Source organism: Achromobacter sp. CSND-B12 (assembly GCF_052906545.1).
Window position 1 is genome coordinate 3,016,654 of record NZ_JBREGJ010000001.1, and the last position, 12,218, is coordinate 3,028,871.

At 65.0% G+C, this 12,218-nt stretch carries 10 protein-coding genes; 4 read left to right on the forward strand and 6 right to left on the reverse strand.

The window, feature by feature from the left end; all coding sequences use genetic code 11:
* Positions 1-24 precede the first annotated feature (24 nt).
* The 5 genes from tuf to ACUTAG_RS14240 form a co-directional block, all read right to left on the reverse strand.
* Complete coding sequence (gene tuf, locus ACUTAG_RS14220; protein WP_020925806.1) at positions 25-1,215, reverse strand: elongation factor Tu; 1,191 nt, start codon at positions 1,213-1,215, stop codon at positions 25-27.
* A 76-nt stretch (positions 1,216-1,291) separates the two neighbouring features.
* Positions 1,292-3,394 (reverse strand): elongation factor G, encoded by a 2,103-nt coding sequence (gene fusA / locus ACUTAG_RS14225; RefSeq protein ID WP_020925816.1) that lies wholly within the window; start codon positions 3,392-3,394, stop codon positions 1,292-1,294.
* An 18-nt stretch (positions 3,395-3,412) separates the two neighbouring features.
* Positions 3,413-3,883 carry a 30S ribosomal protein S7 gene (gene rpsG / locus ACUTAG_RS14230; RefSeq protein WP_006389600.1) on the reverse strand — a complete coding sequence of 157 codons (471 nt, stop codon included), beginning with the start codon at positions 3,881-3,883 and terminating at the stop codon, positions 3,413-3,415.
* Between the two features lie 175 nt (positions 3,884-4,058).
* Positions 4,059-4,436: a 30S ribosomal protein S12 gene (gene rpsL / locus ACUTAG_RS14235; RefSeq protein WP_005017264.1), complete on the reverse strand. Its 378-nt coding sequence runs from the start codon at positions 4,434-4,436 to the stop codon at positions 4,059-4,061.
* Between the two features lie 661 nt (positions 4,437-5,097).
* Positions 5,098-5,799, reverse strand: a complete 702-nt coding sequence (locus ACUTAG_RS14240; protein WP_006389599.1) for a response regulator transcription factor — start codon at positions 5,797-5,799, stop codon at positions 5,098-5,100.
* 254 nt (positions 5,800-6,053) lie between these two features.
* Here ACUTAG_RS14240 and ACUTAG_RS14245 point away from each other — a divergent pair, with 254 nt between their 5' ends.
* Genes ACUTAG_RS14245 through ACUTAG_RS14255 form a run of 3 tightly spaced genes read left to right on the forward strand, consistent with a single transcriptional unit; the run spans position 6,054 to position 10,243 of the window.
* Positions 6,054-6,770, forward strand: a complete 717-nt coding sequence (locus ACUTAG_RS14245; RefSeq protein WP_006389598.1) for a response regulator transcription factor — start codon at positions 6,054-6,056, stop codon at positions 6,768-6,770.
* 33 nt (positions 6,771-6,803) lie between these two features.
* The gene (locus ACUTAG_RS14250; protein WP_148319528.1) at positions 6,804-7,913 is read left to right on the forward strand and encodes a FecR domain-containing protein; all 1,110 of its coding nucleotides are present in this window, start codon (positions 6,804-6,806) and stop codon (positions 7,911-7,913) included.
* Positions 7,914-7,918: 5 nt separating this feature from the next.
* A complete protein-coding gene (locus tag ACUTAG_RS14255) occupies positions 7,919-10,243 on the forward strand; it encodes a CHASE2 domain-containing protein (protein ID WP_020925812.1) in 2,325 nt (774 codons plus the stop codon).
* 26 nt (positions 10,244-10,269) lie between these two features.
* On the opposite strand, the gene ACUTAG_RS14260 is transcribed toward ACUTAG_RS14255, so the two are convergent.
* A complete protein-coding gene (locus ACUTAG_RS14260) occupies positions 10,270-11,598 on the reverse strand; it encodes a serine/threonine protein kinase (protein WP_148319526.1) in 1,329 nt (442 codons plus the stop codon).
* A gap of 156 nt (positions 11,599-11,754) precedes the next feature.
* Between ACUTAG_RS14260 and ACUTAG_RS14265 the strand changes: the two genes are divergently transcribed.
* Positions 11,755-12,150, forward strand: a complete 396-nt coding sequence (locus tag ACUTAG_RS14265; protein ID WP_026385095.1) for a TssQ family T6SS-associated lipoprotein — start codon at positions 11,755-11,757, stop codon at positions 12,148-12,150.
* Positions 12,151-12,218: the final 68 nt, after the last annotated feature.

Below are 12,218 nucleotides of genomic sequence, written 5' to 3' on the forward strand. Positions count from 1 at the left end.
TGTGTGCTGCTTAAGTGATCCGGATTACTTCAGGATCTTGGCGACGACGCCGGCGCCGACGGTACGACCGCCTTCACGGATGGCGAAACGCAGGCCTTCTTCCATGGCGATCGGGGCCAGCAGCTTGACGGTCATCGTCACGTTGTCGCCCGGCAGGACCATTTCCTTGTCGGCCGGCAGGTCGATCGTGCCGGTCACGTCCGTCGTGCGGAAGTAGAACTGGGGACGATAGCCGTTGAAGAACGGGGTGTGGCGGCCGCCTTCTTCCTTGGACAGGATGTACACCTCGGAGGTGAAGTCCGTGTGCGGGGTGATCGAGCCCGGCTTGGCCAGAACCTGGCCGCGCTGGACGTCTTCACGCTTGGTGCCGCGCAGCAGGATGCCCACGTTGTCGCCGGCTTGACCTTGGTCCAGCAGCTTGCGGAACATTTCCACGCCGGTGCAGGTCGTCTTGACCGTCGGGGTGATACCGACGATTTCGATTTCTTCGCCGACCTTGATCACGCCGCGCTCGATACGGCCGGTCACCACGGTGCCGCGACCCGAGATCGAGAACACGTCTTCGACCGGCATCAGGAACGCGCCGTCAACGGCACGCTCGGGCGTCGGGATGTAGGTGTCCAGGGCTTGGGCCAGCGACAGGATCGCTTGCTCGCCCAGTTCGCCCTTGTCGCCTTCCAGCGCCAGCTTGGCCGAACCCTTCACGATCGGGGTGTCGTCGCCCGGGAAGTCGTACTTGCTCAGCAGTTCGCGAACTTCCATTTCCACCAGCTCGAGCAGCTCGGCGTCGTCAACCATGTCGGCCTTGTTCAGGAAGACGATGATGTACGGCACGCCAACCTGGCGGCTCAGCAGGATGTGTTCACGCGTTTGCGGCATCGGGCCGTCAGCGGCCGACACGACCAGGATCGCGCCGTCCATCTGGGCGGCACCCGTGATCATGTTCTTGACGTAGTCAGCGTGGCCCGGGCAGTCAACGTGCGCGTAGTGGCGCGTTTCCGTTTCGTACTCGACGTGGGCCGTGTTGATCGTGATGCCGCGAGCCTTTTCTTCAGGAGCCGCGTCGATCTGGTCGTAGCCCTTGGCTTCGCCGCCGAATTTGGTCGACAGAACGGTCGTGATCGCCGCCGTCAGGGTGGTCTTGCCGTGGTCGACGTGACCGATGGTGCCGACGTTCACGTGCGGCTTGGTGCGTTCAAACTTGCCTTTTGCCATGATCTCTATCCTTTGACTTTCAAGGAAATTTCGATATTTGCCGCGCCGCCTTGTGGGCGGTCGCGGCGAGGGTTATTTACTTGGCCCGAGCGGCGATGACTTCGTCAGCGACGTTCTTGGGGGCCTCGGAGTAATGCTTGAATTCCATCGTGTACGTGGCACGACCTTGCGTCAGCGAACGCAGGTTCGTGGCGTAACCGAACATCTCGGCCAGCGGAACTTCAGCCTTGATGGTCTTGCCACCACCGACCATGTCGTCCATGCCCTGGACCATGCCGCGACGCGAGGACAGATCGCCCATCACGGTACCGGCGTAGTCTTCGGGCGTTTCGACTTCAACGGCCATCATCGGTTCGAGCAGCACGGGGCTGGCCTTGCGCATGCCTTCCTTGAACGCCATCGAGCCGGCCATCTTGAACGCGTTTTCGTTCGAGTCCACATCGTGGTACGAACCGAAGAACAGCGTGACCTTGACGTCCACGACCGGGTAACCGGCCAGGATGCCGGCAGGCAGCGTTTCCTGGATGCCCTTGTCCACCGCGGGGATGAATTCGCGAGGAACCACACCGCCCTTGATGGCGTCCACGAACTCGTAGCCGCCGCCCGGCTGGAGCGGTTCGACCTTCAGGACCACGTGACCGTACTGACCACGACCGCCCGACTGCTTGACGAACTTGCCTTCGACTTCTTCGCAGGTCTTGCGGATGGTTTCGCGGTAGGCCACCTGGGGCTTGCCGACGTTCGCTTCCACGCCGAATTCGCGCTTCATGCGGTCGACCAGAATTTCCAGGTGCAGCTCGCCCATGCCGGAAATGATGGTCTGGCCGGATTCTTCGTCGCTGCGCACGCGGAACGACGGATCTTCCTGCGCCAGGCGCGACAGCGCCAGGCCCATCTTTTCCTGGTCGGCCTTCGACTTGGGTTCGACGGCCTGCGAAATCACGGGCTCGGGGAACTCCATGCGCTCCAGCAGGATGTGCGAATCGACATCGCACAGCGTTTCGCCGGTCGTCACGTCCTTCAGGCCCACCACGGCGGCGATGTCGCCGGCCAGAACTTCCTTGATTTCCTCGCGGTTGTTCGCGTGCATCTGCAGGATGCGGCCGATACGTTCCTTCTTGCCCTTGATGGGGTTGTAGACCGTATCGCCCGACTTCAGGACGCCCGAGTAGACGCGCACGAAGGTCAACTGACCCACGAACGGATCGCTCATCAGCTTGAACGCCAGCGCCGAGAACTTCTCGTTGTCGTCAGCCTTGCGGTTGATGGCGTTGCCATCGTCGTCCTGGCCGTCGACCGGGGGAATGTCCACGGGCGAAGGCAGGTAGTCGATGACCGCGTCCAGCATGCGCTGCACGCCCTTGTTCTTGAAGGCGGTGCCGCACAGCATCGGCTGGATTTCGCCAGCGATGGTGCGTTGACGGATGGCCAGGTTGATTTCGGCTTCGTCCAAGGAACCCGTTTCCAGGTACTTGTTCATCAGCTCTTCCGACGACTCGGCGGCGGCTTCAACCAGCTTTTCACGCCATTCGGCAGCGGTACCTTCCAGCTCGGCCGGAATGTCCTTGTAGTCGAACTTGGTGCCTTGGCTGGCTTCGTCCCAGATGATCGCCTTCATCTTGACCAGGTCGATCACGCCTTGGAACGTGTCTTCGGCGCCGATGGGGATCACGATGGGCACGGGGTTCGCGCGCAGACGCGTCTTCAACTGGTCATAGACCTTGAAGAAGTTCGCGCCGGTACGGTCCATCTTGTTGACGAACGCCAGACGCGGCACGCCGTACTTGTTGGCTTGGCGCCACACGGTTTCGGACTGGGGCTGAACACCACCCACCGCGCAGTAGACCATGCAGGCACCGTCCAGGACGCGCATGGAACGTTCCACCTCGATGGTGAAGTCCACGTGCCCCGGGGTGTCGATGATGTTGATGCGATGCTCGGGGTAGTTGCCGGCCATGCCACGCCAAAACGCCGTCGTAGCAGCCGACGTAATGGTGATGCCACGCTCTTGCTCTTGTTCCATCCAGTCCATGGTGGCGGCGCCATCATGCACTTCGCCAATCTTGTGATTGACGCCGGTGTAGAACAGGATACGTTCGGTCGTGGTGGTTTTCCCTGCATCGATGTGCGCAGAGATGCCAATGTTGCGATAGCGCTCGATCGGGGTTTTGCGGGCCATGGTGGGTTAGTCCTTAAATTACCAGCGGAAATGGCTGAAGGCCTTGTTGGCCTCGGCCATCTTGTGCGTGTCTTCGCGCTTCTTCATCGCGGCGCCACGACCTTCGGAGGCGTCGATCAGTTCGCCAGCAAGGCGCAGATCCATCGACTTCTCGCCACGCTTCTTGGCGGCTTCACGGAGCCAACGCATAGCCAGGGCCAGGCGGCGCACGGGGCGCACTTCAACCGGCACTTGGTAGTTGGCACCGCCAACGCGGCGGCTCTTGACTTCGACGATCGGCTTGATGTTGTTGATCGCCAGGCTGAACACCTCGATCGGCTCCTTGCCGGTCTTGGTGGCGACTTGCTCGAGGGCACCGTAGACGATGCGCTCGGCGACGGCCTTCTTGCCGTCCAGCATGACGACGTTCATGAACTTGGCGAGTTCGACGCTGCCGAACTTGGGATCGGGCAGAATCTCGCGCTTGGGTACTTCGCGACGACGGGGCATTGTTGCTTCCTTGTGTCTGTTCAGTTGAACCGTGTTTCATTACACGGCCATGGCCGTCCAATAAGACGACCCCTTACGTGCCGCGCACCTTCCTGTATTGCGGTTGGCGCGGTTGCACTTCCCTGATGACGGATGGCCGTCACTCGGGGGTACTGCTGACTCGCGTTGCGAGCCCTTAGGCCTTCTTCGGGCGCTTGGCGCCGTACTTCGAGCGGGCTTGCTTGCGATCCTTGACGCCTTGCAGGTCGAGGGAACCGCGCACGATGTGATAACGCACACCGGGCAAGTCCTTCACACGACCGCCACGCACCAGAACCACCGAGTGCTCTTGCAGGTTGTGGCCTTCACCACCGATGTACGAAATGACTTCGTAACCGTTGGTCAGACGCACTTTGGCAACCTTACGCAGAGCGGAGTTCGGCTTCTTGGGGGTGGTGGTGTACACGCGAGTGCACACGCCGCGGCGTTGCGGGCAGTTTTCGAGCGCGGGGCTCTTGCTTTTGATGATGCTGACTTCGCGCGGCTTGCGCACGAGTTGGCTAATGGTAGGCATGACCTTTGAAATCCCTTTTACGTACCACTGGGTAAGTACTTACGTACTCGTCTCCTCGAGCAATGGACTCTTGGAGAAGGCGGCTCGCGCAAAACCGCCTCAAACGTTCAAATACGTAAAAGAGCGGGCTTGCCAACAAACCATGACAAACGCACAAACCTGATGTTCGGGAGACGGCAGCGTCGGTTGACGGAGGCTCGTGACGCACCCCTTTGGCCTTGGGCGCTTCGCTAGCACGAAGGGCCGGACCTGTCTTCCTGGCGCTTTGACCACACGTCTTTGACCACACATGGTCGCCGCCCTGGCATCAAACTTTGCGCGCGAATAAAGCAGTAAGCCCTTTAGCATAGCTTAGAACTTGGCGCACTGTCAAAAACTTTTGCGCGCATGGCGCGTGGGCGTGTTGCCGGCAAAAGACGGCCAGATAGGCGCAACTCGCGCCCAGGTCGGCAAAAATGGGGCCAAATTACCAACCGCCGACGGGAACGGCCGGTGCGGGATAGCACGGGGTCGCGAACCGCACGCGACGCGTGGCGCGAGCGCGGGGTCCAGGGGTCCAGGGGTCCAGGGGTCCAGGAGTCCAGGGAGCCAGGGAGCCAGGGAGCCAGGGAGCCAGGGAGCCAGGCGGCAATGGTAGCCGGTGGCGGGCGATGCGGACGGCTTACTGATCGGCGAACAGATATCCGCTGCCGTAGACCGTGCGGATCGGCAACATCACACCCGCCAGCTCGGCCTTGCGGCGCAGGCGGCTGACGATGACGTCGATGCTGCGCGTGCCGCTGGAGCGCGAACCGCCCCCTTCCACCCGCAGCTCGTCACCCAGCTCGTTGCGGCCCACCGCCCTGCCCGCCACTTCCAGCAGCGAACGCACGATCAGCCGCTCGTTGGCGGACAGGGAAATCGTGGTGCCGGAGGGCGCCGCCAGGGTCCAGCCCTGATCGCGCAGCTCCCATTGGCCAGGCAGGGGTTCATCGGCCGCGGCGGCGTCCTGGCCGGCCGGCAGGCGGCGGGCCAGCGCCAGCAGGATGCAGGCCAGCTCTCTTGGGTCATGCGGCGGCGGCAGGCAGGCGTCGGCGCCGCTCTGCAGACAGCGCAGGCGGGTTTCCAGGGACAGATTGTTCCCCATCACCACGATACCCAGGGACGAGGAGCCGTGCAGGCGGGCGACCAGGGCATAGCCGATCTCGCCAAGCGTCCCCACATTCAGCACCACGGCATCATAGGTGCCATTGCTGAGCAGGCCGAACAATTCCAGAGAAGTCGAGCAGCCACGGGCCGAAATTCCAGCTTGAAGCAGTGCGGACACAGCGGTGTTACGTGCGGCCTCGTCCGGCGACATCATCAGTACGCGCAATTGATTCATAGGTTCTTTCCATCCCTTCTGCCTCCCCTTGCCCGGCAGACCGCGCCGGTTGGAGGAAGGTTGAGGACAGTTTGACCCGTTGTTGTGCAACAACTCCAGTCAAGATTCGTCAAGTTTGCAATGTTTGACAGTTCTTGGCACAACGTAGCCAACAGTGACGCGAGTTATCATTCCATTACACAATCCTTTCTTCTTCTTGCAGTAGGGCGCCACAGGGCGCGCTTGCGCAGCCAACCTTCGCGAGACCACGTCTGATGAAAATCGCGTCGCTGGAAGACGACCTGGACCAGGCGAAACGTATCCAGCAAGTCCTGACTGCCGCCGGATACACCTGCACCAGTTATCAGCAAAGCCGTGACCTGCTTGCCGCTTTGCGCAATGAAACGTTTGACCTGGTGCTGCTGGACTGGCACCTGCCCGATATCGACGGCGACGATGTGGTGCGCTGGTTGCGCGCCAACATCGGCCCGCGCGTTCCCGTCATCTTCCTGACCAACCGGTCCAGCGAGGACGACCTGGTGGAAGGCCTGCGCGCCGGCGCCGACGACTACATCGTCAAGCCGCTGCGGCCGCTGGAACTGCTGGCCCGCGTCGCGGCGTTGCTGCGCCGCAGCCAGATCGCCGAGCCTGCCGACGAACCGTTCGACGTCGCCAGCTATCGCGTCGACCCCGCTGCGCGCGCGATCTCGCTCGATGGCGCGCAGGTCGCGCTGGCGCCCAAGGAGTTCGAGCTCGCGTTGCTGTTCTTTCGCAACCTGGGCCGGCTCATGTCGCGCGATGTGCTGGCCGAATGCGTCTGGAATCGCGAGATTCCAGCCACCTCCCGCACGCTCGACACCCACCTGTCGAACATCCGGCAAAAGCTCCAGCTGCGCCCGGAACATGGCGTGCGCCTGAGTTCTTCCTACGCGCTCGGCTACCGGCTGGAGTTGCTGAGTCCGCCTGAAGATAGCCCGCCCCCCACGCGTTAGCGCCTGGCGGCATTACCTGGAGATTTGAAAGTCATGAGCCGCTGCCGCGCGCTTTCTTTGCTTGCCCTGCTTTCCGGCCTGCTGCTCGCCACTTCCTCGCATGGCCAGCCCGCTGGCGCGCTGGGAGACAATTTCATCTATCGCGTGCGCCAAGGCGACACGCTGATCGACATCGCTTCCACCTACACGCGCAATCAGGCCAACTGGAGTCCGCTGCAGACGCTCAACAGCGTCACCACGCCCGAGCGCCTGCCCATCGGCCTGGAGCTGCGCATCCCGTTGTCGATGATCCCCGAACGCGCCGCCGACGCGCGCGTGGTGCATGTCAGTGGCCAGGCGAACATCGACGGACAGTCGCTCAAACCCGGCGCGAGCGTGAGCGAAGGCAGCAAGGTCGTGACCGCGCCCAATGGTTTCGTGACGCTGGAATTGGCCGACGGCTCCAAGCTCACGCTGCCGGCCGACGGCGCGGTCGAGTTGACGCGCCTGCGCCAGTTCGAAGGCACCAACCTGACCGATTCAGTCATCCATGTCGAGCGCGGCAGCGTCGAATCGAGTGTCGCGCCGGCCGGCCAGGGTGTAGGCCGTTTCGAAGTTCGCACGCCGGTCGCCGTCACGGGAGTGCGCGGCACGCGTTTCCGCGTGCAAAGCGGCAGCCATGGTGTCCACAGCGAAGTGCTGGAAGGCAGCGTGCGGCTGCAGCCGCACGCGCCCGGCGCCGCGCCGGCGCAACCCGTGTCGGTGGCCAAGGGCTATGGCGCAGCCATCGGCGCGGACGGCAACGTCTCGGGCGTGCGGCAGTTGCTGGCCGCGCCGCAACTCGGCCAACCCGTGCGTGCCGGCGGCGGCGCCTGGACCAGCGCATTCGAACCGGTGCCCGGCGCGCGAAGCTACCTGGTGCGCGTCGCGCGCGATGCCGATGGCACGCAGCTGGTGTCCTCGACCCGCTTTCCCACTGCCGACATCCGCTTCAGCGCCCCCGGTCCGGGCACCTTCTACGTGACGGTGCGCGCGGTCGATGAACTGGGCCTGGGCGGCCGCGACGCCATGGCCACTTTCACCGGGGTGAACCAGCTCATGACCAGCAGCGGCCTCGGGGTCGCCACCGGCACCGGCGGACTGGTGACCCTGACCGAGTACTAGGGCCCATGCCAGACGCCACCGATCCCATCGACCGGACCTCGCGATCAGGCCTGTGGTTGACGGTGGCGCTGGCGCTGCTGGCGGCGTTGCTCGGCTGGTTCAATGGACTGGGGCGCGTCGACCAGATCCTGTATGACCGCGCCGTCGCCTTGACGGGGCGCGATATCTCGCCCGACATCGTAATCGTGGCGATCGACGACAGCAGCATCGACGCGCTGGGGCGCTGGCCCTGGCGCCGGGCGGTGCATGCGGCGCTGCTGGACCGGCTGCAAGGCGCGCGCGCGGTGGGACTGGACCTGATCTTCGCCGAACCCGACACCACCTACCCCGGTGACGACGTCATCCTTGCCGACAGTATCCGGCGCAATGGCCGCACGGTGCTGCCGGTGGTACTGGACCGGCTGATCTATCCCACGTCGATCAGCGCCCCCATCCCCGCCCTGGCCCAGGCGGCAGCCGGCAGCGGCTTCATCAACGCCAACCTCGATGCCGATGGCGTGCTGCGATCAGCGGTCCTGACGGCGCGTTTCGCCGGCCAGCGCTGGCAGCATTTCGCGCTGACCATGCTGGACGTGGGCGGGCAGGCGGACCTGGCGCAACGCCTGCTACGGCGCGCCCGGGCGGACGGCAGCATCCTGATTCCGTATGCGGGCCCGGCGGCGCATACCCGCGCCGTGTCCTATCTATCGGTCCTGCGCGGCGACGTGCCAGCGGAGCAGCTGCGCGGCAAATACGTGCTGGTGGGCGCTTGGGCCACCGGCCTGGGCGACGCGTACACCACGCCGGTATCCCACGAGGTCAGTGGCATGCCGGGCGTGGAGATCATCGCCAATTTGCTGCAGGCGGCCAACGACGACATCGCCTTCCAGCCGCCCGCCCCGTGGCTGAACGCGCTGTATTCGGCCCTGCCCGTGCTGCTGGCGTGCCTGGCGCTATGGCGCTTGTCGCCCAACCTGGCGCTGTTGGTGAACATCGCCCTGCTCGCCCTGGTGCTGCTCGTCAGCCTGTTGCTGCTGGGCCACACCTATCTGTGGTTCGCGCCCACCGCCGCGCTGGTGGGCGTGGCGTTGTGCTACCCGCTGTGGAGCTGGCGCAGCCAGGAAGCCGCGCTGCGCTACATGGACAACGAACTGCGCCGGCTGCAGCGCGAATACCCGCCGGTGCTTAACGAAGCGCGGGCGCAATCCGGCGGCCCCAGCGCATCGCTCGAAAGCCGGGTCGGTGAATTGCGGCGCGCGCTCGCGCGCGTGCGCAACCTGCGGCGGTTCCTGGCCGACGGCCTGGACGGCATGCCCGACGCCACGCTGGTGTTCGACCAGGATGGCCGCATGCAATTCCGCAACCAGGCAGCGGTGATGTATTTCCAGCGGCTGGGCATGCGGCCACCGCGGGTCGGGCACCCGGCGGTCCACCTGCTCGAGAAGACCATCGGCGACGAATCGACACGCCAGCGCGTCGCCCAAGTACTGAGCGGCCAGGGACCGATCGCCGAGCAATCCCCCTGGACTGCCGATCTGGAGGTGCGCGATCACGCCGGCCGCGACCTGATCCTGAAATGCGCGCCGATCCATACGGCCGAAGGCAATTTCGCCGGCACCGTCGCCACGTTGACCGATATCTCCGGCATCCGCCAGGCCGAGCGCCAGCGCGAGGAAACGCTGCGCTTCATCTCGCATGACATGCGGGCGCCGCAGAGTTCGATCCTGGCGCTGGTGGAGATGAAGCAGGACGGCGGGACAACGGATGGCGGGGATGAAACGCTTACCCGGATCGCCGCGCTGGCCAACCGCACGCTGCACCTGGTCGATGATTTCGTGCATTTGACGCGGGCCGAGTCGATGGCCATCAACGCGGTGGAGCTGGACCTGGGCAGCCTGCTGCAGGACGGCGTCGACGAGTTCTGGGCGGCGGCGCACAAGCGCGGCATCCGGCTGGAGGTGGCTGCGCCGCTGCCCGCCGCCTATGCGCGCGGCGACCAGACACTGCTGATGCGGGCCCTGTGCAACCTGATCGACAACGCCATCAAGTACAGCCCGGCCGGGACGCGCATCGAATGCGCCATCGACCAGGCGGCGGGATTCTGGCGGATCCACGTGCGCGACCAGGGGCAAGGCATCGCGGCACACGACCTGGCGCGATTGTTCGAGCCGTTTTCACGCGTGGGGGTGGCCTCGCGTGGCGACGTCGGCGGAGCGGGCCTGGGACTGGCCTTCGTGCGCACGGTGGCGCAACGCCATGGCGGCGAAGTCGAAGTCACCAGCGAAGCCGGCAAAGGTTCGGTGTTCACGCTGCGGTTGCCCGTTGCGCCCGAGGACGCGCCGGCGACTTGAGGCCAAGGGCGCCCCGCCCCGGGGCGCTATTCAAAGACGTGGGAAATGACGGCAGGCTTGCCCGGCCTGACCTCCAGCGTGGTCCGGTATGGCGGCAGATCGGCATTGCGCAGCACCACCTGATACTTGCCGGGAATCAATCGCAGTTCCTTGACCGGCGGACTGATGCCGCGGGCCACGCCATTGATCCATACCTCGCCCCAGGGCCGGATATTGAGGCGGACCAGCACGGGAACCGGCTTGGGCTTGGGTGCTTCGTCCTGCGCCGGCGCGGCGGCTTCCGGGATCGGCGCCGTGGCGGCGGATGCTGGCTCGGTGGGCATGGCGGAACTGGCCGGGGCTGGCGGAGCTGAGCCAACGGGCGCCTCGGCGGGCGTCGCGGCCGCGGCCCCACGTTCGCCTGTGGGGGCCTCCTCCGGCGCGCTGCCCTGCGCCGTGCCTGCCACCGGGACAGGCGGCGCGGGCTGGGGCGCCGGCGTCGAAGTTGGCGCCGCCGTTGAAGCCGGCGGGTCGGCTGGCGCCGTGGTCGGCACGGGCGGCACGGCAGGCGGATTGGGCTGTACCACTTCGGACCGGGTGATGAGCGAATTCGTCGTTCCGATACCCAGGCGGACCCAGGCATAGATACCCACCCCGATCAGCGCCACCAAGAGCAACAGCACCAGCAACGGCCGGCCGGCATTGCGCGGCTTGCGCACCTCTTGTGCCGCAAGCGCGACCGGCGCGGCGACATCGGCCCGGGACGCTTCGCGGGCGACGGGCGCGGCCTCGGCATAGGCCGGGATGTCGAGCATGGCGGCCAGCTCGGCCAGGGTCTGCGGCCGGTCAGCCGGCAGCATGGCCAGGCCGCGATCGATCGCGCCAAGAAAGGCCGGGCTGTACTTCGTCAGGCCAAGGGACAGCAACGGCTCATAACTGTCGGTGGCGCGGCGTTCCGGCGCGGGTGGTGGCCGCAGGCCGATCACCAGCGCGTGCATCACCGCACAGAGCGCATAGACGTCGGTCCAGGGACCGCGCGGCCATTCGGCGGAGTCCGTATACAGCTCGAACGGCGCGAAGCCCGGGATCGGCGTCAACCCGGTCCGGCGCGATCGCGGCAATGCCAATTCCGGCAGCAGGTGAGCACGCGCGCCTTCGTCCATGCCGACGGTATCGAGCGAAATGTCGCCACATATTTCGCCCTGCGCATGCAGGCCCATCAGGGAGGGCAGCAGGTCCGACAGCAGCCGCTTGATGCGCGCCTCCGGCACCCCGCCCGCCGCGCTGGCGGCGATGGCGCTCAAGGGGCGCAAGGCAAGCGGCGCGGCGCCTGAGAAAGGGCTGCGCGGCGTATGCAGGCCGGCGGATGAAGACATATTCAAAATACTGCGCAACGGGCGCGAAAACGGGTTAACGGCTGATAGGCGGAATATTATCCAATCCGTTACGCAAGGACATTGCCGAAAATGTCCGAGCGCATCAGGCTGTGGCACGATAGCGTATCGCCAAATTCCTCCCTTCGCTGAAAGCCTATGAAAATTCGCCTTCTTTGCAATCTGCTCGGATCCTCGTTTGTGCTGGCCGGCTGTGCCGGCCTGCCCGCCAGCGCCCCCGACCGCGCGCCCACGCCGCAAGCGCTGGAGCAGCTACAACAGGTGCGCGACCAGTACAGCGCCGGCCACTACGGTGAAGTGATCCGCGGCGTCGCCCGTTCCGATGAGCTGGCCGCGTCCAGCAAGGCCGTACGCATCGAGGCCTACAAACTGCAGGCGTTCAGCTATTGCGTCAGCCGCTACGCGCAGTTGTGCGAGGACAGCTTCAGCCGCATCCTGCAGATCGACCCCAACTTCGAACTGGCGCCCAACGAGGCCGGCCATCCGGTCTGGGGCCCGGTGTTCCAGCGCGCCAAGAGCCAGGCCGCCAAATAGCGCCGCCATGCCCCGCGCGGGCAAAAAAAAGGCCGCTGATGCGAATCAGCGGCCTTTTTGCTTCTGGC